A 19,732-nucleotide genomic window follows, 5' to 3' on the forward strand; every position below is an offset into this window, starting at 1 on the left:
ATTCCTCCCAAAATTTATTAATTATTTAGATCTTCTATCAAGTAATACGGCTAGCAATATAACACCACCCTTTACAATTTGCTGATAGAATGATGAAACATTCAATAAGTTCAAGCCATTGTCGATAACACCAATAATTAATGCACCAACCAATGTTCCAAAAATACGGCCGCGTCCACCCATAAGGCTTGTACCACCGATAACAACTGCAGCGATTGCATCCAGTTCAAACATGGACCCTGCTGTTGGCTGCGCTGAATTTAATCGGCTTGTCAAAATAATTCCAGCCAATACAGATAACATCCCTGTTAACGCGTAAACCCAGATCTTCACACGATCCGCTTTAATTCCTGATAATGTAGATGCTTCTTCGTTTCCGCCCACAGCATAGACTTGTCGGCCAAAAACTGTTTTACGAAGCACAAAGTATAGGATAAGGAATACGCCAAGCATCAAAATAACTGGAAATGGAATACCAAATACATAACCTCGACCAATCATTTCAAATGTGAAACTATCAGAAAGCCCTGTAACTGGTTTACCATCCGTATAAACGAGCGTGGCACCACGGAAAATGGTCATGGTTGCAAGTGTTGCAATAAATGGGGCCACTTTACCTTTTGTAATAATAAGCCCATTCATTGCACCCAATGCCAGCCCGATCAATAAACCAACCAATACAGCAAACAGTGGATCCATTCCGGTCGTTAACATCCCAGCTGTCAACGCACTGCCTAAGGCAAGCATCGACCCTACTGATAAGTCAATACCAGCAGTCAAAATAACAAATGTCATCCCAAACGCGATTAGCGCATTCACGGAAATTTGGCGAAGCAGATTAAGAATGTTATCTAATGTGAAGAAATTCTCACTCATAAACCCTAGTATTATCATTATTAGAATCAGTCCTATCAATGGACCAATCTTCGCAAAATTAGTAACCAATAATTTTTTCATCATGACTCCCCTCCTGTAGCTGCCGTCATTATTTTTTCCTGATCAGCTTCATGCCTGTCCATGGTTTGTGTAATCTTACCTTCGTGAATAACCATGATCCGGTCGCTTACACCTAGAATCTCCGGCAGTTCAGACGAAATCATGATAATTGCAACACCATTTTTGGTAAGTTCATTCATAATGTTATAGATTTCTTTTTTCGCTCCAACATCAACACCGCGTGTTGGCTCATCCAAGATAAGCAGCTTCGGATTAATTCCTAGCCATTTCGCGATAACAATTTTTTGCTGATTACCACCACTTAATGACTTAACTTCCTGTTCTCCACCAGTCGTTTTTACATGCAACCGCTTAATTAAATCTGTTACAAGATCGTGTTCTTTTTTAGCTGAAACAATTCCATTTTTTGATACTGTTTTCATATTGGGAAGGGAGATATTTTCGCGAATTGATGAATTAATCACCAGCCCTTTTGCTTTACGATCCTCTGATATAAAACCAATCCCAGCTTTCACAGCGTCACGCGGGTGTTTAATAGACAACTTCTTTCCATCCAGAAAGACACTCCCGTTATTTTTCTTTTCATAGCCAAATATGGCTTCCATAATCTCGGTCCTGCCTGCTCCCATTAGCCCTGATACACCGAGAATTTCACCCTTATTCACATGAAAGCTAATATCGTTAAATAATCCTTTTCGTTCAAGGTTCTTTACTTCAAAAATCACATCACCAACTGCGTTCGACCGTTCCGGAAAACGCTCGCCAAGCTCGCGTCCTACCATCATTTTTACAATTGCTTCAAAACTGGTATCCGAAATATTCTCCGTTCCGATATAAGCACCATCACGTAATACAGTAACTCGGTCACAAATCTTAAAAATTTCCTCCATCCGGTGTGAAATATAAATAATTGCAACACCACGATTTCGCAGCGATTCGACAACTCTAAACAGATTATCAATCTCACGTTCTGTCAACGCAGCGGTTGGCTCATCCATCACAATTAACTCGGCGTTAGTTGATAACGCTCGTGCGATTTCCACCATCTGCTGTTTACCAACTGACAAATCACCTGCTGTATCGTCCGGATGAATATTTGTTACACCCAATGCTTGTAAACTTGCTTCGGTTTGTTTTTTCATTTCTTTTGTATTTAAAATACCGGTTTTCGGATAAGTGATGTCTTTCCCAAGAAACATGTTTTCTGTAACAGTCAGGTGCGGAATAATGTTAAGCTCCTGGTGAATAACAAGGATTCCTTCCTTCTCTGCCTGTTTCGGGTTTGAGAAATCTACTTCTTTACCATTCACTTTAATTACACCATTATCTCGTTTATGAATTCCCGTTAGCACTTTAATCAACGTAGATTTTCCAGCACCATTCTCACCCATTAATGCGTGAACCTCACCCTTTTGGACGTTAAAGTTGACTCCATTCAACACTTGGTTACCAGAAAAGGATTTATCGATTCCATTCATTTCCACAAAAGGTGTTTTCACCATGATTTTCACCTCCTTTGATTAAAAAATGACGCCTGACTTCAATATTACGTTTGCAAAAGGGGTCGCTTCGCCTGTACGAATAATCACCCGTGAATTGCCAGTTTCCTTTTTTAAATTCTCATGTGTTATATAGTTTTTAGGGATGTCTTTATAATCCTCCGAAATTTCATTATATAAAGCTTTATTATTGTCTTTTATTTCATTTGCGAACGTCATTTCCTCGATCTCCATATCTTTTGACACGGCCTTAAGAACTGATGTAAATTTTGGTGTGCCAATCTCTAGCGATAAATCGATACACGGAACTTCATTCGGAATTGGGAGCCCACAATCACCGATAACGATTGTATTGGTGTGTCCTAATTTTGCAAGTACTGTTGCGATATCTCGATTTAAAATGCCTGACTTTTTCATTCAAAATTCTTCCTTTCTAGCAAAAACTTCTCTACCTTTTCTTTTGTCGGCATACCACCTTGTGCTCCAACTTTTGTCACAGATAGTGCTGAAGCGGCATTGGCCAACCGAATTGCTTCACCAACAGCTGAGCCTCGTGCAAGTTCTGTTGCAAACACACCATTAAATGTATCGCCCGCACCTGTTGTATCCTCTACATCAACGGAGTAACTCGGTACATGCTTTTTTACACCATCTTCGAAAAATTGAACGCCTTGATCACCCTGGGTAACAATCACTTTTTCATGAATACCTTCAAATAACGGATCGTTTTTCATCGATTCAACCTCTAATTCATTAGGTGTTAAATAGGATGCCTTCTCAAGCAGTGCATCTGGTAATGGTTGGTATGGTGCAGGGTTCACAATTACTGGAATGTTATACACACTTGCAGCTTCCAGCGTATAGAGAACGGTTTCCATAGGGACTTCCAATTGCAGCAACACCACATCACTATGCTTTATTTGATCAAGATTATGTTCTACTAACTCTGGTGTAACAAGCGAGTTTGCTCCGGAAGCTACAATAATCCGGTTATCATTATCAGATAAGATAATATTTGCAATACCAGTTGCTGCATTTGAAACGGTTGCGACACCATCAACCTTAATGCCCTCACTTTCAAGGTGATCTAAAAGAGTTTTACCGAAAGGATCATCCCCAACAGCGCCTATGAAATTTACATTCGAGCCAATCCTTGCTGCAGCAACTGCTTGATTTGCCCCTTTTCCACCAGGATAGGTGAAAAAATTATCGCCAAGAACGGTCTCACCTTGCTTTGGCATAGCCCTAGTCGTTACGGTTAGATCCATATTGATACTTCCAACAACACATACACTTGGTTTTATAGCCATCTACTTACCTCCTTGCTCTTGTTGATTGTCGTTCTGTTAAAACAACTTTAAATTCTTCTGACTTGATACTTGTTTGATTGTCGGAGATTTGCTGAACGAGCATTTCTGCCGCTTTAGATCCTATATCGTAAATAGGCTGAGCCATCGTCGTAAGTGAAGGCGTCGTTGTCTCTCCAAGAGCAATTCCATCAAACCCAATAATCGACAAATCAGCTGGAACATTAATTCCAAGATTAGCTGCTGCACTCAATGCCCCAGCACCCATCAGATCATTTCCAGCAAAAATTCCATCAATTTCAGGATGGTCATTCAATAATTTCATCGCGGATTGCTTGGCAATTTCGAAATTAAATTCACCAGGTGAAATATAGCTGGATATGAACCAATTTTCATCTTGTACCTCATCGAGATAACCTTGCAGTCGTGTTTTCGTGTTACCTGCATGCTCAGGTCCGCAAATATGAGCGATGCGCTTACACTCAATTGATTTTAAATACTGTACAGCTTGTCTTGCACCTTCACGATTATTCACCGTCACCGATGAAAGATTAGAACTCAAAATTCGGTCTAACGCTACAATTGGGGCATTTATTTTACTTATATGCTCTTCCGAAATTGTACTCGAAACAATAATGAAACCATCCACCGACTTTTGCTGTAAAGCACTCAAATAGGTTAATTCTTTTTCAATGTCATCATCAGTATTACAAAGCACAAATGTATATTCATGATGATTCGTTACATCTTCCACAGCTCGCGCAAGTTCTGGGAAATAAGGGTTCATAATATCCGGCACAAATAACGCAATCATTTTCGAACGTCCCTTAAAAAGACTTCGCGCCACGTCATTCGGCAAATAATTCAATTGCTCAATCGCCTGCTTAACCCGCTCTTTTGTCGCAGAATTCACATATCCATTACTATTCAGAACACGTGAAACTGTAGCGGTTGACACATTCGCAAGCTTAGCGACATCCTTAATAGTTGTCATATACAATAACCACTCTCATAAATTAGTATTTTTAAACTTCTGTTGATATTCCGGCCTCTTCTGTCGATGTCCCGACTCTTCTGTTGATGTTCGCGCCTCTTCTGTCGATGTTCCGGCTCTTCTGTTGATGTTCGCGCCTCTTCTGTCGATGTCCCGACTCTTCTGTCGATGTTCGTGCCTCTTCTGTTGATTCCAGCGCTTCTTCTGTTGATTCCGGCACCTCTTCTGTTGATTCCAGCGCCTCTTCTGTTGATTCCAGCGCCGCTTCTGTTGACACGCCTCACATGTAACCCGTTACATAAATACTAAAATAAAAAACAACGTCCTTCATGTAACCCGTTACACATTATGGTAAAGCGTTTTCATTAATGTGTCAATAGTTGAATTATAAAAATTTACCGTAACCCATCAACAGCCACAAAACTTGTTAATTCCTTATAAATCACAAGCCATAATAGCCTTAGTTACACTTTTGCAGTAACACCTTGACTGCTAAAACAAACGAGCAGTGCACTTAGCACTGCCCGCTTCCATAATGTTATTTCTTATTTCGAATCTTTCTTATTTCATCTGCAACAAATTGTACTTGTGTCCCGACAACAACCTGTATATTATGCTTGCCAACAACATTTATGCCTGGCACACCTGTTGCTTTAATCTTCTCCTGATCTACCTTATCCATATCATTTACTTCAAGTCTTAAGCGAGATACGCAGTTATCAACTGTTGTCACGTTCTCATCTCCGCCTAAACCTTCATAAATTTTCTCAGCCATTTCAGCTGTTTCATCTTTCTCAGCCCCATCGGTGGCATCCAAGCTTTCCGCTTCGCCTACTTCTTCTCCTTGCACGTCAGCATCGTCTTCACGACCTGGTGTCTTCAAGTCAAATTTGACAATTAGGAAACGGAACAAGAAGTAATATATTACGCCAAAAACAAGGCCTTGTACAACAAGCATGAGTGGCTGATTGGCAATTGGTACACCCAAGCTTAGCGTATAGTCAACTAAACCAGCACTGAAACTAAATCCAGCGGTCCATTCAAACATTGCAGCAATAGCCATCGAAAGTCCTGTAAGTGCCGCGTGAACAACATATAGTAATGGCGCCAAGAACATGAATGAGAATTCGAGTGGTTCGGTTACACCGGTGAAGAATGATGCGAATCCGGCAGCCATCATCAATGATGCAGTTTGTTTTTTACGTTTCGTTTTTGCTGTATGATACATTGCCAATGCTGCTGCAGGCAAACCAAACATCATAATCGGGAAGTACCCAGCTAAGTACCGTCCAGTAATTCCCTTTTCTCCTTCACTCGCCCAGAAATTAGCAATATCATCTATCCCTGCAACATTAAACCAGAAAACAGAATTCAACGCATGATGCAACCCTGTTGGAATGAGCAATCTGTTAAAGAACCCATACAAACCAGCTCCAAATGCTCCTAAATCACTTATACCTGTACCAAATGAAACCAGTCCTGAATAGACAACCGGCCAAACGAAGAAGAGAGCAGCTGATACAACCATCATAGCTGCAGCACTCATAATTGGTACAAGCCGCTTACCACTGAAGAAAGCTAGAGCATCCGGCAGCCTGACTTCACTAAACCGGTTATACATCATCGAGGCTACAATTCCGGATAAAATACCAATAAACACGTTTTCAATACTTTCAAAAGCTGGATTGACAGAACTTTCCTCAATCCCTTGCAAACCAGCAACTCCACCTACATTTAATAGATTTGTTACAACCAAAAAGGCTACAAGTCCGCTTAATCCAGCAGCGCCATCTTGCTCTTTCGACATTCCAATTGCAACACCAACAGCAAATAATATACCAAGATTTCCAATAATGGCTAACCCGCCATTGGTCAGAAATGTTGCAATTGTACTGTCGGCAGCAAAGTTAAGAATCCAGTTTCCAATACCAATCAGAATTGCCGCAGCCGGTAATACCGCAACCGGAAGCATTAATGAGCGGCCAAGATTCTGCAAATACTTCATCATTATAAATTCCTCCTAACATAGATTAATATTTCATAAAATATGAATTCTGATACATTTGCTCAAAATGTGAATTCGTTTTCAAAGAATGAGCTCATAAATTCTTTCTGCACTTTCAATGTGTTCTTAACCTTTCGATATGAAGCGTGATGTATCCCAACTCTTCCTCAGGAAGCTCAATTTGATAGGAAGCATATAATTCCTGAGATACTTTTTGTGCACATTGAAATGAATAAGTATACTTCTTCTTAATCATTTCAAACATCTCATCATCCATCACATGACTCTCGTACCATTTTGCTCTGCTTAAAGCGAACTGCAAATGCGTTACTAACCGTTCATAGGATATGTCGGCTTCATGAATCTCGATATTTAAATACCTTTTAATAGTCTGCACCATATCCTGGATTATTGTCGTTTGCTTAACCGTTTCGTGAATATCACCCCCTTGAAGTTTCATCGTATGAATATACAGCGCTATAAACGCTGCTTCATCGGCAGGCATCTCAATGTGAAACTTCTCCTTAATGTGCTCAATGGCCCATAAACCAATTTCAAATTCTTCCCTGTATAAAATTTTAATTTCCTGCAACAGTTTGTTTTTTAACTTGATACCACTCTGTTCCCGTTCAATTGCAAAGGAAATATGATCTGCCAGCTGTACACGTATATGCTCGCTTAATTCTGTTCCTAAGCGCTTTTCCGTATAGTTAATTATTTCTTCTGATATGGTGAAATGCTCTTCTGGTATCCTGAGTAAGAGCTGCTGCAGTTTTTCATTTTCCTTCAGGACAAACAACTTCTCTAACTTGTTAGAAGTTACAATGTCATTTTTTTGCTTACCAAAAGCCACACCAGCTCCAATAGCAATCTTTTCTTCCTGTTCATCAATAACAATTGCCGCATTGTTATTTAATATTTTTTTTATTTTCACCTGAAGCCACTTCCTTCATAGCACGTTTTTCATTCAATGATCACTGCTCAGAAGTTGTGATTATCACCGTTTCTCCAGCTATACTTTCTCTTTCTTCAGTCATACTGAATGTTTTACCGGTGTCCTTTCCATTTGTAATAACAATTGGAGATATATCACTTGAAGCATTATTCCGAACATATTCCAGATCAAATTCCATCAGCGAATCGCCTACTGACACTTTATCGCCAGTGCTGACATTGATGGTGAAGCCCTTCCCTTCCAGTGAGACTGTCTCAAGTCCTATGTGAATGAGGATTTCGATTCCGTCTCCTGTGCGCAGCCCAATTGCATGCTTTGTATCAGGTATTTGAACAACTTCACCTTCAACCGGAGAATAAACCTGTCCTTTATTTGGCTTAATCGCAATTCCGTCTCCCATCATCTTCTGGCTAAAAACCGGATCCGGAACTTCCTCTAACGATACAATTTCGCCGTTAATTGGTGCATATATTTTCGTGTTTGAACTTTCCTTTTTAAACAGATTTTTAAACATAACAACATTCCTCCTTTTAAGTATAAGTATGTGCAGAAGTTACTGAAACTAAAAAAGACATGGCGGTTTAGAGAAGGACCTGTGCCCCCTCAAAATACCACCATGCCTAATCAAGTCAGTAACATGTGATTCGTAATTATTTTTTCTTGAGACTATCGTATCATCATTCAAATGGAAAAATCAATCATTCACTTTTAAAAATTATCTCGTCCTCATCATCAATTCGTTCTCTATTTCTAAATATAAAGAACTGAATTGGCATCACAGCCATAAGGGTAACAAATACCAATACAAGATGAAGCGTCTCATTTTTAGAGTATCTTTTAATGATAAAATAAAAACCATAAATTAAAAGAATATTAGAAGCAAGACCAACAAACGGTATAAACCAGGATAGGAAAAATGCACATGCCATCGTTACGCCATAAACCAGCGTAAATTTACCACGCAGCGATTCATGCACATCATCCTCAACGAGTTGTGTAATTAAAAAGGTATTAACAATCGGTATCCATGCCATCCACGCCAGATCACTTTTGCCTTCCCGTTTAGCCATTTTAAATAATCCAATCGCCATTAAAATATGAAATACAATTGCAACCACTAGTAAAAAGAGAATCAGAAATAAAAATCCGGCAAGAAAAAGAAACATACCTTCATCACTATTCATTTAATCCCTCCATTTTTAGTAAACTTGGCTAATCTGCCAAAATGCCCGGGCACCGATGCGCCCGGACTTATTATTATTTATCAAACACTACCCGCGTATTGCCAATCATGTCATGTATTCCTTGTTTCTCTCCACCAAACGCAACAAACAAATATAACAATCCAGTAAAGAAAAACACACGGTGAATAAATCGCCCAACTACTTCTCTAAAAAGAAGATCCTTCCACTCGAGTGGCTGAGCATCTTCTCGAATAACGCGCAAGCCAAAAATCATTTTTCCTAACGTCTGACCAAAATATTTCGTCATTAGCAGAAAGTACAAATACAAGACAATCACACTAACGATACCAGCCATTGTCCAGAAACCAATATCAATTCCAGCCCCATCATTAATAAATTTAAATGGAGTAAGCAGGATGCCGTTAATGCTAAATACAATAAGCAAATCAGCTATATATGCCCAGAATCGCATCCAGAATCCAGCATATCTGTAATCAACACTCTCCATATTTTCTACTTCATTTTCACTCATGACGGCACCCCCTTATTTAGAATATAGGTACATAGCGCGTGGCCCATTGGATTCACGCAACAATTCCTTGATACCGAATAATTCTGTTTGTCCTTTAAACATTCCTTGTAATGTACCACCTAAAAATTCGTTAATTTCAAGACCCTTTTTATATTCAATCACTTTGGCATGATCCCAGCCATTATCTTCTTTCATAATGGCAATCGTATCAGTAAGCGACCCAAGCTCATCAACAAGACCGTTATTTGCAGCTTGTTCACCGGTATACACACGGCCATCGCCAAGTTCACGGACTTTCGACTCCGACATATCACGGCCATTCACAATCACTTCCACAAAATCACCATATAAATTATCAATCATCGTCTGTAAAATTTTTCGTTCTTCATCGGTCATTTCACGTGACTGTGACATAATGTCTTTGAACTCGCCACTTTTAATCGTATTAAATTTAATACCATGTTCATTCGCAAATTCTGCAAAATTAAAGCTCTCCATAATAACACCAATCGAACCCGTTAATGTTGCAGAATGCGCAACAATTTTATCTGCAGGAGCAGAAATATAATAACCGCCTGATGCCGCTGTATTTCCCATCGATACATAAACAGGTTTGTCATGCTCTTCTTTTATCTTAATAATTTTGTCATGTATCTCATCACTTTCTACAACACCCCCGCCCGGTGTATTTACACGTAAAATAATGCCGTCAACAGTTGAGTCTTCCCCAGCTGCTTCAAGCATTTCCAAGAATCGCTCATGATTATATCCACCTGTATTAAGCAAGGAAGCTGTAGATGTATTTTGAATTACTCCATCCAATTCAAGTACTGCAATCTTGTTGCCTGTTCCTTCCTCGACAACCTCTTCTTGAAATTTCTGCGAAGAATCCGGGAAGTTGAACATCTTTTCAAAATCAGCCGTAACGACACTCGTTACAGCCTGAAAACCTAGTGAAACGACAAATAAAACAACCGCCACACCAAGCGCAATCCAACGTTTTGTATTCAATTTCATGTCCTCCAATTCGTTCCTAGTTTATGTATTACCGCCATTTTACATTATTGTTAACAATTATGCAGAAAACTTGTACGTTTGTTACGCAAAATAGCGAGCCCAAAATTAGAAAACTTGGCTTATCGTCAAGCCTTTATATAGATAAGCCTTAGTTGCACTGATGCAGTAAGAAAGGATTTATACTTTCTTATCTGTTTTGGACTAGGCCGATATCTACGTAAAATCAATCAAGTTCAGATAATACAGCTTTCAATTTGTATAATTCCTCTTCCGTCAATGTAACCCCTTTTCCCATTTTCTCTTTGTTAGGTGACCAGTCTCTAAGGTCATATTTGGGATCACGTCCATTCCAGCTTACTAAGTTAAGCTCTTTTGTCCATCCTTTTGGCGACTCTGATAGAACCGCTACTGTTTCGATCACCTCATATTTCAGATCTGCCACATTGATTCCTCCTAATAGACTTCATAGTTATTACCGGTTTGCATACCATCAACACTTTTAACAAATGCACGAGCCACACGACCTGCAGGAACTGGATCAAATCCTGCAAAGAATTTACCAAGCTTTTCCCATGACTCCTGCACAATATTAGGACTTACACTATTTATGCGGATCCCTCTAGGCATTTCAATTGATGATGCTTTAACGAATGCCTTGACGCCACCATTTGCCATTGCTGCAGAGGCACCTAATGGAATCGGATCATCCATCATTACACCTGTAGTTAACGTAAAACTGCCACCGTCATTCACATATTCCATACCCAGCAGAACAAGATTTATTTGCCCTTTAAGTTTACTTTCAATTCCTTTTTCATTTAGCTCCGGTGTTAATTCAGAAACAGCTGTGAAATTCGCACCACCAGATGCATTGACTACAGCATCCACTTTTCCAATCTTTTTATACATTTCTCTGATGCTATCCTCGGAAGTAATATCGACAGAAACATCTGCCCCATTTCGTCCCGCGCGAATTATTGAGTGATTCCCTCCTAATTCTCTTACAATCTCTTTGCCAATTGTCCCAGCTGCACCTACAACAAGTATCCTCATATGAAATCCAACTCCCCTTGATATTTTTTAGAAATAAAGCTTTTTGCTCCGTTTCACCCGCTTCACTTTCGGCGGAAAATAACCCCGTTCATAAATTCTCCCTTTTGAAATACTGCACCTCTTTAGAAATATATCCATTTCATCTGTCTCGTATGTCTCAAAAGCCTTCATTAAAATTTTGGCAGCAACTCTAGCATCCTCAAGTGCATGGTGATGCTCAAAGGTAATACCGTGATAACCAGCTACTGTATTTAACTTATGATTCTCTAACTCGGGCCAAATTCTTTTAGAAATATTCACCGTACAAAGATAATCCATTTCAGGATATGTAAGGTTAAAGTAGTCCAATGTATTTCGAATGACACTCATATCAAAACTGGCGTTATGCGCAATAACTATGTTATGAGATAAATAATCATTGAGTGTCGGCCACAATTCTGCAAACGTCGGCGCATCTGCCACATCTTCCTCTCGTATCCCATGAATACGCGTATTAAACGAGCTGAAATGCATCATTGGATTTATTAAACTATAAAATTCATCAACAATTCCATTTTCATTGGCGACAACAACACCAATCGCACATGGACTGTTTCTCTTTTCATTCGCCGTCTCAAAGTCAACGGATACGACATTCATGGATTGGCCTCCTCTACAACAATACTCTAACGTAATTTTAACATATCCCACGTTCAAACAACCCTGAAAAAGGATTTAAATTTTGATGTTGTTTATTTTTTCCGATTCCCGGTCGAATTCTGCTGATTCCGATCTAGCTAATCCATGATGAATATTAAAGAGATAGCAGCAGAAATGAGTGGCAAGGGAATCGGAATGTCAATCTTAAAGTAATGAAGTGGATCGCGGTTCCGTTAAATGGGTAAAAAGCCCTCCTGTAAAGCTTGAATCGGATCCTCGTTCCGTTATTTACCCAATATCAATGAAAATTATGGTTGAAAAGGGTGAATAGCGGAATGAGGATTACATAACACGGTTAAAATAGGCGTTTTCAAGGAAATAACGGAATGAGGATCCGGCAAATCCGTGGCACAAGCAAGTTTAGTAAATCAAAGTGTTTCAAATGCTAAAAATATTCTTGACATTCATTTGCAAGAGTTGTATCGTATTCAATAATACAAAATTGAATAATTTTCTTATCCAGAGAGGTGGAGGGACTGGCCCATTGAAACCTCAGCAACAGATTTTAAATACTGTGCTAATTCCAGAAGCTGAAATGCTTAAAGCTTGAAGATAAGGAGAGTGATACTTAACGGTAACAAACCCTCTTCTATTTTCAGAAGTGGGTTTTTTTATTTTATTTAAAAGGAGGAAAACGATTGAAGCGCAGTTTAGAAGAACGTTTAAAAGATGGAACTGTTATTGTTGGAGAAGGATATTTATTTGAATTAGAACGTAGAGGGTATTTGCAAGCAGGATCATTTGTTCCAGAGGTTGCACTTGATAACCCCGAAGCACTGAAACAGGCATACAGGGATTATATGTACGCAGGCTCAGACGTTGTATTAGCCTTTACGTATAATGCACACAGGGAAAAAATGCGCATTATTGGCAAAGAAGATCTACTAGAGCCATTAAACCGAAATGCTGTCCGCTTAGCAAAAGAGGTTGCCAAAGAACATCCCAGCGAAGAAGCGTTGGTGGCTGGAAATATCTCAAACACTAATATTTTCGATCCCGAAGACCCTGAATCCAAGACTAAGGTCAGAGGTATTTTTGCCGAAATGGTAAAATGGTGCAAGGAAGAGGGCGTCGATTTCATTAACGGGGAAACGTTCTATTACCATGAAGAGGCACAAATTGCCTTGGAAGAAATTTTGAAACAGGATTTACCAGCAGTCATCACGTTCGGACTAATGGGAGAGAATGTATTGAGGGATGGCTACACTGTAGAAGAATCCTGTAAAATACTTTCTGAAAATGGCGCACTGGTTGTGGGCATGAATTGTTTCCGGGGTCCTGAAACGATGCAGCCTTACCTTGTTGACATACGTAACAATGTAGATGGCTATGTGGGTGGACTCCCTATCCCATACCGCACTTCAGAGGAAAATCCGACATTCTTTAATTTACCGGATGGAGGATGCAGCTGCCATCTGCCTTTAGAAACAACTTTTCCGACTGCGCTTGATCCGCTTTACCATAACCGTTACGAGTTGGCAGCCTGGGCAAAAGAGGCAAACGACATCGGGATAAATTATATCGGCCTTTGTTGCGGTGCCTCACCAGCAATGCTGCGTTCAGTAGCTGAAGCTGTAGGAGTTAAAACTGTAAACTCAAAATATTCCCCAGACATGGAGAAGCATTTCTTGTTTGGGACAGACAAAACGCTTCAAGAACATAATCAGAGCTACCGTTTAAAAGCTTAAAAAAATACAATTCTACAAAACTAAAAACAGAAAGAAGGAATTTACATGTCAGTATCATTAACAAAAGCACCACCATTCAGAGCAGAGCACGTAGGAAGCTTACTGCGCCCGGATAATCTACACAAAGCAAGACTAGAGTACAAAGAAGGACAGCTAACTGCAGAACAATTACGTGAGGTCGAGACAAAAGAAATCAAGCGTGTTGTCGATAAGCAAATTGAACTTGGCTTAGAAGTTGTCACAGATGGGGAGTTTCGCCGTACATGGTTTCACTTGGACTTTCTGGAGCACCTAAACGGAATTGAAGGATATGTACCTGAGCAAGGATACCAATTCGAGGGGGTGGAAACAGAAAAATATGACGTACGGAATACTGGAAAGATTTCATTTAACCCTAACCATCCATTCCTAAAAGATTTCACTGATTTAAACGAAATTGTTGATGGCCGGGCAGTCGCAAAGCAAACAATTCCTAGCCCAAACCAGCTCTTTAACGCTGGCATTCACAATACAGAAATCTATCCAAACATCGAAGACTATGCAAGTGATATTATTAAAGCCTACCAGGATGCAATCAAAGCATTTTACGATGCCGGTGTACGATACCTGCAATTAGATGATGTATACATCGCTGGACTATCCGCTCCAGATATCCCATTTAATGAGGGAAAATATTCAAGAGAAGAATTAATTGACCTAGCGTTACGAGTAGTTAATGGCGCTTTAGCGAATAAGCCTGAGGACTTAATTGTAACAACACACTTGTGCCGTGGAAACTACCAATCTACCTGGGCATTTGAAGGAAGCTATGCCCTAATAGCTCCTACATTATTGGCAAAAGAAAAAGTAGACGGCTTCTTCCTGGAATATGATGACGATCGCTCAGGTGACTTCAAACCACTTGAACATATACCAAACGGCGGTGCGCAAGTCGTATTAGGTCTAGTAACATCGAAGAACGGAGAACTTGAAGACAAAGAAACAATTAAAGCACGAATTAAAGAAGCAACACAATATGTACCACTCGAGCAACTATCTTTAAGCCCACAATGCGGGTTTGCTTCAACACATCATGGAAATAAATTAACGGAAGAGCAGCAATGGAATAAACTGAAATATATTGTTGACCTGACTGAAGAGGTTTGGGGAACTTCTAACAAGTAATAACAAAGAAGCTTGCAGGGAAATCGTATTCCCTGCAAGCTTCTTTTAATCTACTGACAATTTTTTGCTGGACTTTTCTCCGTGTACTTAAATGTATAGATGAACAGACTAACAAAAAATAGTAATTCAACTACCCTAGTTAATAGACTAATCGTAATCTGCATATCCCTACCAAACAATACTAATGATTGGTTCGTATTTAAATCAAACAAAATATGACAAAAACAATAAATTCCAGTAATCCAAATAATTGTAATTAACGTATTTTTCATCACTCTGTCCCCCCACTTTTAATTGCGTCAAATTCCACTTAGCATATACTAACAGAAAAAGTCATAAAAAGGGAGACTTTTTTATAAAAATTTTTTTGCTATTCCTTTACTTCCATTACATACGATGTTAACTCCTTAATTTTTGGTTCTTTAAACTTATTAAACCGATAAATATCACAAAAGGCATATAACTTAACACCGCCGGATTCATCAACAACTCTTACTGTGCCGTCCACAGCAGCAGTAATCCCATGAGTAATGATATTGCTTATTTTTAACTCCTGTGTTCCACCTGGTTCCATCATCTCAAATGCCTTCGCAAAATCACTTTTCCCCTGTATTGGTGACTCACCTACGACAGTCCATTTAATATCATCCGTAACATTCGCAACAACATAATCCATATCGGCTTTTAAGAATGCTTCATTGAATTCTTCTAGAAACTTTCCTTTTTTTGTGGTCATTTTAAAAACTCCCTTTTATCATTATTTTCCAAATTACAATGAATCTCCTTTTTTTGCTTTTTCAATAATCGTTTTAATAAAAGGTTCTTTTTTCATGGTATATGTCGGTCTATCGAATTTATAGTTAGCAGCAAGTTCTTTTTTTAAGGAAACATATGCCTGAGCTATGTTTGGGTGTAATCTAAGATAATCACGAAATAATAATTTTTCATTCCACTCGCTGCTGTTAAATTCACAAATATGTAAATGACAGGTTCCTTGTCCCTGCATCCCTTTCCTAAAAAACTTCCTATATGTTAATTCTGGCTTTGGAACATATTCGTATTCAATTTTACTTAGTGGAGGTACAAATGTAGCTACTTTTTCTAAATCCTGTACACCTGCCATAATATCTATAATTGGCTTCGAATCCAGCCCCTTTATCGAAGTACTGCCAATATGTTCAATTTCAACAACTTTATTTCCTATCATAGTATTAATTCTCTTTTTCTCGTATTCAAATTGTAGCTTCCAGTTAGGATTATATTTCACAAGATTAACAGTTGGCTTTGTCATTCTGTCACCCCATATAGTTTAAATGTTGATTACCGTGGAAGATTTCGAGAATATCAACTCGAGCTGGAACATTCAGCTTTGTTATCCTAGATACTTCATTGAACTACCCCCACCTAAAATTCAATTCATTAGACACCTATAATAAAAATCTTCAAATTGCTAAATATGATTGATCCCGAACAACTACTGTTTCAGGAGTAAAACGAATCAAGACATTACTTTTATCTAGGTTTTTAAAACGTGGATCCCATTTGTTTTCATCCGGGCCCAAATAACGTGACAGAAGCCGATTTGCAATTGTATTATCAAACGGCAGAACTGCTGCAGTTCCTCTAAACCCAGCATGTAAAACCAGTCCCGTTTTAGGGTTAAAGTCCACAATACCTATTGCACATTTCGGATTATTCTTTATCCGCTTTGGGAAGGTATCTGAAGGTGTACCAATTATCCAAAGCTGCTGTTTCTCCCAGTGAAACCAAACTGGTGTATCTCTCGGAGCATCCTTATCGACCGTGGTTAAATGAGCAAATAGAGGCTTAGCGAGTAACTTTTCTATATCAAAACTTCTATCTCCATTAGTAATAATCTTCATAATATGATCACCCTTCTATTGTTCACCATTCCAAAGGTGTCTGTTATTTTTTAATATCTTTTAAAAGAGAAATAACCTCTTCATTCTGTTCAATTATCGTCTGATTTTGCTTTCTTAGTTTCGTGAAATCAAATAAATATATTAACAAGATTGCAACTATCAAAAAACTCATATGTACCTCTCCCTCTATTTTAATTAACTACCATGGCCAACCTGTCCTTTATATTATCTATAATATTGAAGACCCAGACATCTTCGTTCTTTTAGCAGAAATCAATTTAAAGGTATATCCAAATACTTTATATATTTATTTGGTTCAATTTCTTGATAAACCCTTACAAATCTAACCTCAAAGGTTGGAAATGGACTAAGTTCAGTTTCTGCCGTCCTTTTCATATTTTTAAGTTCCTTTTGTGATAATCCATGATTCGTTTTACCTAAGGTCATGTGCGGTACAAAGTCCTTAAGTTCAAAGTATTTTTTTATTAAATCACTGGAAGGTGAAATTACTCGAACAATACTGTTATGTAATTTAAATAATTCACTGGAAGTAGCACTTAAGTAAAGAATTTCATTACCAAAAAACATTGGTTTATCAATTGTTATTTCAAAAGGTTGAAAGTTATAACATACTTCTTTAACCTTCTGTAGCCACTTTTCATCTGAGGTTAATCCACCTTGTGCCTTCAGAGTTATATGTGGTTCAACAACATCAGGCAGCCGGTTATTTTTCCATTTATGCTGAAAATCTATTAATTTCATTTTGTATTCATCTGAAGGTACAATTCCAATAAAAAATTGCAATAAATAACTCCACCCATCTATTTAATATTAATTATTAATAAAAGACTAATCTTTCTAAGAATTAGCCCTTTCTGCCTAAACTTTAACCTTCCTGCTTTCTCTTCATATGCTGACGAATTAGCCTGATTTGCCCGCGATGATTCAGTTCATCCTCAAATACATGAAACCAGCGGAAATAGTTATTAGCTACATTATTAGGGCCGAAGGGTGATACTTCATCTAACCAACTGTCCTCTTTTTCCCTGAACTTTTCTAACGTGTGTTCCCGGACGCGGTTTAACTGCTCTCTGTAGAATTCAATTTCTTCATTATGGATTATTTGATGGGCCTTTTCACCAAGATTCAAGCCTACCTCAAGCTTTTGTAATTCCTTTTCAGTAGGATCCCTTTCCTCAAATGTAATAATTTGATAAACTTCTTCTACACATGCCATATGGTATAAAAGACAACCTATTGAATTTCCTTTCACATCTATACGATAATCAAGCTCTTTAGCTGTTAAATTATTTACTGCTTCTAGCGTAGTCATACGTGTGTAATCCATCATGGATAATAATCTTCCTATTATTGAGTTATAGCCTGATTTTTTATCAATGATAAATCTTTTGTCTTCTGTTGATTTCATTTTTAATCTCCCTTTTACCCAGCTAATCCTATTAATTCAAATTAACTGGAAAATTATCAATTACTATTTCAATTAATTGCTGCAATAAAGGCGTCTTGATTAACCAAGTACCTGTTAGTTCAATAAATTTATTACCTTTTCTATCACCTTAAGTGGTTTACTAATTAAATTATGAAAATTAAGTAGAAGTAAACCACTAACTCCACAATGCTGTCACTGATAATGGATAAGGTTTCTAACATACTCATTCTCCCAACATCTATCAATTCATTTTGACTTCTATTTAAGCTATATTGTTACTTCTAAAATAAGAGAATCATGTAACAGCTACTTAAAGTTCTTCTTGTACCTGCTAATTTAGTAAGATTTCTTAAATAAACTGGTCGGATTGGCTAATCGCACCAATAGATAACTAATCAAATAAGCAATGCTCGTGATCCCAAATAAGGCAAAAATTCCAGGTGAAAAGACTAAGTATAAACTTACTGGTAACGACCACAAAAATGCGATTAACGATAGAATTTGTTTTGACATAAAAGAAGCAACTATCGCTAAACAAGCTGGAAGGAACAACATGAAGAATGTGTTTACTACAGGCGTTAAATCAGTCGGGTTCGAATAAGGATTGTAAAAGTTTAGGACAAACCATAGGACAATACTGGAGATACCGGCTGCCACTCCCAAAACTGCCGACATTTTTCTGATGTTCATCACTCCTCAATTTTCTTATCTGTTCTTCTCTAAACGATTCACTTTCTTAAATAGAATAATAATTGAAATGATGACCGCAATTGGTAACCCCCATGTAATAACTATCCCTAATATCATTGCAAATATTGCTGAAAAACTCATGGAACCACCCCTCATTATTCTCTTTAATTTGCCATCCTGAAGATCTCATCCTTTAACCACAATATGTTTCGGGTTCATTGGGATATCTTTTATTTCTGCCTTTAAGAATTCAGGTTGTAAAGAGAGTTCATCAAGGTCATCTATCGGAAACCATTTATATATTAAATGATCACCCTCTATTCCGTAGAATTCTTCCGTACTAAATTTATAATCGTCTTTAAATGACACCTGATAGTAAAATCCTATTTCATGAAAGTCATTTCCATTAAAGTTAAAAAAATTCTCAACTGACCAAAGCAGCCTGTCTACTTTAACATCAATCCCCAGTTCCTCTTGGAATTCCCTATTCAGACCTTTTTGGGATTCTTCTGTTATTTCTACTCTCCCACCAGGAAGAGCCCAATGATTATCATTTACGCTTTTGTGTAAAAGAAGATGACCATCTTGGATCCAAACTCCAGCTACACGATAATTAAAAACTGCTTTGTCGGTTTCAAATACTGCATCCATACAC

The 19,732-nt window shown here is 38.2% G+C and carries 26 protein-coding genes and 1 riboswitch; of the genes, 2 read left to right on the plus strand and 24 right to left on the minus strand.

Going from position 1 to position 19,732, the window contains the following annotated elements:
- Nucleotides 1-21: 21 nt before the first annotated feature.
- The 15 genes from J2Z82_RS01695 to J2Z82_RS01765 form a co-directional block, all read right to left on the minus strand.
- The gene (locus J2Z82_RS01695; RefSeq protein ID WP_209479174.1) at nucleotides 22-957 is read right to left on the minus strand and encodes an ABC transporter permease subunit; all 936 of its coding nucleotides are present in this window, start codon (nucleotides 955-957) and stop codon (nucleotides 22-24) included.
- Nucleotides 957-2,459, minus strand: coding sequence for a sugar ABC transporter ATP-binding protein (locus J2Z82_RS01700; RefSeq protein WP_209479053.1), 1,503 nt, complete (start codon nucleotides 2,457-2,459; stop codon nucleotides 957-959). Before J2Z82_RS01700 ends, J2Z82_RS01695 begins: the two co-directional genes overlap by 1 nt.
- An 18-nt stretch (nucleotides 2,460-2,477) precedes the next feature.
- Nucleotides 2,478-2,873: a D-ribose pyranase gene (gene rbsD, locus J2Z82_RS01705; RefSeq protein WP_209479054.1), complete on the minus strand. Its 396-nt coding sequence runs from the start codon at nucleotides 2,871-2,873 to the stop codon at nucleotides 2,478-2,480.
- Nucleotides 2,870-3,766: a ribokinase gene (gene rbsK / locus J2Z82_RS01710; RefSeq protein ID WP_209479055.1), complete on the minus strand. Its 897-nt coding sequence runs from the start codon at nucleotides 3,764-3,766 to the stop codon at nucleotides 2,870-2,872. The genes rbsD and rbsK overlap by 4 nt, the downstream gene beginning before the upstream one ends.
- A gap of 4 nt (nucleotides 3,767-3,770) precedes the next feature.
- Entirely contained in the window at nucleotides 3,771-4,757 is a 987-nt protein-coding gene (locus J2Z82_RS01715; protein WP_209479056.1) for a LacI family DNA-binding transcriptional regulator, read from the minus strand.
- A 31-nt stretch (nucleotides 4,758-4,788) separates the two neighbouring features.
- Nucleotides 4,789-5,034 (minus strand): hypothetical protein, encoded by a 246-nt coding sequence (locus J2Z82_RS01720; RefSeq protein ID WP_209479057.1) that lies wholly within the window; start codon nucleotides 5,032-5,034, stop codon nucleotides 4,789-4,791.
- Between the two features lie 261 nt (nucleotides 5,035-5,295).
- Nucleotides 5,296-6,765 (minus strand): N-acetylglucosamine-specific PTS transporter subunit IIBC, encoded by a 1,470-nt coding sequence (gene nagE, locus J2Z82_RS01725; protein ID WP_209479058.1) that lies wholly within the window; start codon nucleotides 6,763-6,765, stop codon nucleotides 5,296-5,298.
- A 112-nt stretch (nucleotides 6,766-6,877) separates the two neighbouring features.
- Complete coding sequence (locus tag J2Z82_RS01730; RefSeq protein WP_209479059.1) at nucleotides 6,878-7,696, minus strand: PRD domain-containing protein; 819 nt, start codon at nucleotides 7,694-7,696, stop codon at nucleotides 6,878-6,880.
- 40 nt (nucleotides 7,697-7,736) lie between these two features.
- Nucleotides 7,737-8,231, minus strand: coding sequence for a PTS sugar transporter subunit IIA (locus J2Z82_RS01735; protein ID WP_209479060.1), 495 nt, complete (start codon nucleotides 8,229-8,231; stop codon nucleotides 7,737-7,739).
- 184 nt (nucleotides 8,232-8,415) lie between these two features.
- Entirely contained in the window at nucleotides 8,416-8,901 is a 486-nt protein-coding gene (locus J2Z82_RS01740) for a hypothetical protein (RefSeq protein ID WP_209479061.1), read from the minus strand.
- 73 nt (nucleotides 8,902-8,974) lie between these two features.
- Nucleotides 8,975-9,433, minus strand: coding sequence for an RDD family protein (locus tag J2Z82_RS01745; protein WP_209479062.1), 459 nt, complete (start codon nucleotides 9,431-9,433; stop codon nucleotides 8,975-8,977).
- A gap of 12 nt (nucleotides 9,434-9,445) precedes the next feature.
- Entirely contained in the window at nucleotides 9,446-10,444 is a 999-nt protein-coding gene (gene sppA, locus J2Z82_RS01750) for a signal peptide peptidase SppA (RefSeq protein ID WP_209479063.1), read from the minus strand.
- Between the two features lie 229 nt (nucleotides 10,445-10,673).
- Nucleotides 10,674-10,892 (minus strand): YdbC family protein, encoded by a 219-nt coding sequence (locus J2Z82_RS01755; protein WP_209479064.1) that lies wholly within the window; start codon nucleotides 10,890-10,892, stop codon nucleotides 10,674-10,676.
- An 11-nt stretch (nucleotides 10,893-10,903) separates the two neighbouring features.
- Nucleotides 10,904-11,503: a short chain dehydrogenase gene (locus J2Z82_RS01760; protein ID WP_209479065.1), complete on the minus strand. Its 600-nt coding sequence runs from the start codon at nucleotides 11,501-11,503 to the stop codon at nucleotides 10,904-10,906.
- A 27-nt stretch (nucleotides 11,504-11,530) separates the two neighbouring features.
- Nucleotides 11,531-12,142 (minus strand): 3'-5' exonuclease, encoded by a 612-nt coding sequence (locus tag J2Z82_RS01765; protein ID WP_209479066.1) that lies wholly within the window; start codon nucleotides 12,140-12,142, stop codon nucleotides 11,531-11,533.
- 512 nt (nucleotides 12,143-12,654) lie between these two features.
- Nucleotides 12,655-12,761, plus strand: a riboswitch (SAM riboswitch).
- Nucleotides 12,762-12,840: 79 nt separating this feature from the next.
- On the opposite strand from J2Z82_RS01765, the gene J2Z82_RS01770 reads away from it, so the two are divergent.
- Nucleotides 12,841-13,890 carry a homocysteine S-methyltransferase family protein gene (locus J2Z82_RS01770; protein ID WP_209479067.1) on the plus strand — a complete coding sequence of 350 codons (1,050 nt, stop codon included), beginning with the start codon at nucleotides 12,841-12,843 and terminating at the stop codon, nucleotides 13,888-13,890.
- 45 nt (nucleotides 13,891-13,935) lie between these two features.
- A complete protein-coding gene (locus tag J2Z82_RS01775) occupies nucleotides 13,936-15,054 on the plus strand; it encodes a 5-methyltetrahydropteroyltriglutamate--homocysteine S-methyltransferase (protein WP_209479068.1) in 1,119 nt (372 codons plus the stop codon).
- A 50-nt stretch (nucleotides 15,055-15,104) separates the two neighbouring features.
- Here J2Z82_RS01775 and J2Z82_RS01780 read toward each other — a convergent pair whose 3' ends face one another.
- The 9 genes from J2Z82_RS01780 to J2Z82_RS01810 form a co-directional block, all read right to left on the minus strand.
- The gene (locus tag J2Z82_RS01780; protein WP_209479069.1) at nucleotides 15,105-15,326 is read right to left on the minus strand and encodes a hypothetical protein; all 222 of its coding nucleotides are present in this window, start codon (nucleotides 15,324-15,326) and stop codon (nucleotides 15,105-15,107) included.
- A 98-nt stretch (nucleotides 15,327-15,424) separates the two neighbouring features.
- The gene (locus tag J2Z82_RS01785) at nucleotides 15,425-15,790 is read right to left on the minus strand and encodes a nuclear transport factor 2 family protein (RefSeq protein WP_209479070.1); all 366 of its coding nucleotides are present in this window, start codon (nucleotides 15,788-15,790) and stop codon (nucleotides 15,425-15,427) included.
- 33 nt (nucleotides 15,791-15,823) lie between these two features.
- Nucleotides 15,824-16,345 carry a GrpB family protein gene (locus tag J2Z82_RS01790; RefSeq protein WP_209479071.1) on the minus strand — a complete coding sequence of 174 codons (522 nt, stop codon included), beginning with the start codon at nucleotides 16,343-16,345 and terminating at the stop codon, nucleotides 15,824-15,826.
- Between the two features lie 151 nt (nucleotides 16,346-16,496).
- Nucleotides 16,497-16,937 carry a pyridoxamine 5'-phosphate oxidase family protein gene (locus tag J2Z82_RS01795; RefSeq protein WP_209479072.1) on the minus strand — a complete coding sequence of 147 codons (441 nt, stop codon included), beginning with the start codon at nucleotides 16,935-16,937 and terminating at the stop codon, nucleotides 16,497-16,499.
- 43 nt (nucleotides 16,938-16,980) lie between these two features.
- Nucleotides 16,981-17,109: a hypothetical protein gene (locus J2Z82_RS19510; protein ID WP_280922960.1), complete on the minus strand. Its 129-nt coding sequence runs from the start codon at nucleotides 17,107-17,109 to the stop codon at nucleotides 16,981-16,983.
- Between the two features lie 101 nt (nucleotides 17,110-17,210).
- A complete protein-coding gene (locus tag J2Z82_RS01800) occupies nucleotides 17,211-17,741 on the minus strand; it encodes a 2'-5' RNA ligase family protein (RefSeq protein ID WP_209479073.1) in 531 nt (176 codons plus the stop codon).
- 82 nt (nucleotides 17,742-17,823) lie between these two features.
- Nucleotides 17,824-18,366, minus strand: a complete 543-nt coding sequence (locus tag J2Z82_RS01805; protein WP_209479074.1) for a DinB family protein — start codon at nucleotides 18,364-18,366, stop codon at nucleotides 17,824-17,826.
- A gap of 726 nt (nucleotides 18,367-19,092) precedes the next feature.
- Nucleotides 19,093-19,218, minus strand: a complete 126-nt coding sequence (locus J2Z82_RS19515; RefSeq protein WP_280922961.1) for a hypothetical protein — start codon at nucleotides 19,216-19,218, stop codon at nucleotides 19,093-19,095.
- A 45-nt stretch (nucleotides 19,219-19,263) separates the two neighbouring features.
- On the minus strand, nucleotides 19,264-19,728 hold the full coding sequence (locus J2Z82_RS01810; RefSeq protein WP_209479075.1) for an NUDIX hydrolase: 465 nt from the start codon (nucleotides 19,726-19,728) through the stop codon (nucleotides 19,264-19,266).
- Nucleotides 19,729-19,732 lie beyond the last annotated feature (4 nt).

This window comes from Virgibacillus litoralis (assembly GCF_017873675.1).
GTDB lineage: Bacteria > Bacillota > Bacilli > Bacillales > Amphibacillaceae > Lentibacillus > Lentibacillus litoralis.

Excerpts from the sequence above, each read along its gene's own strand:
- J2Z82_RS01695 (WP_209479174.1), bottom strand. The coding sequence starts at position 957 with ATGAAAAAATTATTGGTTACTAATTTTGCGAAGATTGGTCCATTGATA.
- J2Z82_RS01700 (WP_209479053.1), bottom strand. The coding sequence starts at position 2,459 with ATGGTGAAAACACCTTTTGTGGAAATGAATGGAATCGATAAATCCTTT.
- rbsD (WP_209479054.1), bottom strand. The coding sequence starts at position 2,873 with ATGAAAAAGTCAGGCATTTTAAATCGAGATATCGCAACAGTACTTGCA.
- rbsK (WP_209479055.1), bottom strand. The coding sequence starts at position 3,766 with ATGGCTATAAAACCAAGTGTATGTGTTGTTGGAAGTATCAATATGGAT.
- J2Z82_RS01715 (WP_209479056.1), bottom strand. The coding sequence starts at position 4,757 with ATGACAACTATTAAGGATGTCGCTAAGCTTGCGAATGTGTCAACCGCT.
- nagE (WP_209479058.1), bottom strand. The coding sequence starts at position 6,765 with ATGATGAAGTATTTGCAGAATCTTGGCCGCTCATTAATGCTTCCGGTT.
- J2Z82_RS01735 (WP_209479060.1), bottom strand. The coding sequence starts at position 8,231 with ATGTTTAAAAATCTGTTTAAAAAGGAAAGTTCAAACACGAAAATATAT.
- J2Z82_RS01740 (WP_209479061.1), bottom strand. The coding sequence starts at position 8,901 with ATGAATAGTGATGAAGGTATGTTTCTTTTTCTTGCCGGATTTTTATTT.
- J2Z82_RS01745 (WP_209479062.1), bottom strand. The coding sequence starts at position 9,433 with ATGAGTGAAAATGAAGTAGAAAATATGGAGAGTGTTGATTACAGATAT.
- J2Z82_RS01760 (WP_209479065.1), bottom strand. The coding sequence starts at position 11,503 with ATGAGGATACTTGTTGTAGGTGCAGCTGGGACAATTGGCAAAGAGATT.
- J2Z82_RS01765 (WP_209479066.1), bottom strand. The coding sequence starts at position 12,142 with ATGAATGTCGTATCCGTTGACTTTGAGACGGCGAATGAAAAGAGAAAC.
- J2Z82_RS01775 (WP_209479068.1), top strand. The coding sequence starts at position 13,936 with ATGTCAGTATCATTAACAAAAGCACCACCATTCAGAGCAGAGCACGTA.
- J2Z82_RS01780 (WP_209479069.1), bottom strand. The coding sequence starts at position 15,326 with ATGAAAAATACGTTAATTACAATTATTTGGATTACTGGAATTTATTGT.
- J2Z82_RS01785 (WP_209479070.1), bottom strand. The coding sequence starts at position 15,790 with ATGACCACAAAAAAAGGAAAGTTTCTAGAAGAATTCAATGAAGCATTC.
- J2Z82_RS01790 (WP_209479071.1), bottom strand. The coding sequence starts at position 16,345 with ATGACAAAGCCAACTGTTAATCTTGTGAAATATAATCCTAACTGGAAG.
- J2Z82_RS01795 (WP_209479072.1), bottom strand. The coding sequence starts at position 16,937 with ATGAAGATTATTACTAATGGAGATAGAAGTTTTGATATAGAAAAGTTA.
- J2Z82_RS19510 (WP_280922960.1), bottom strand. The coding sequence starts at position 17,109 with ATGAGTTTTTTGATAGTTGCAATCTTGTTAATATATTTATTTGATTTC.
- J2Z82_RS01805 (WP_209479074.1), bottom strand. The coding sequence starts at position 18,366 with ATGAAATCAACAGAAGACAAAAGATTTATCATTGATAAAAAATCAGGC.
- J2Z82_RS19515 (WP_280922961.1), bottom strand. The coding sequence starts at position 19,218 with ATGAGTTTTTCAGCAATATTTGCAATGATATTAGGGATAGTTATTACA.
- J2Z82_RS01810 (WP_209479075.1), bottom strand. The coding sequence starts at position 19,728 with ATGGATGCAGTATTTGAAACCGACAAAGCAGTTTTTAATTATCGTGTA.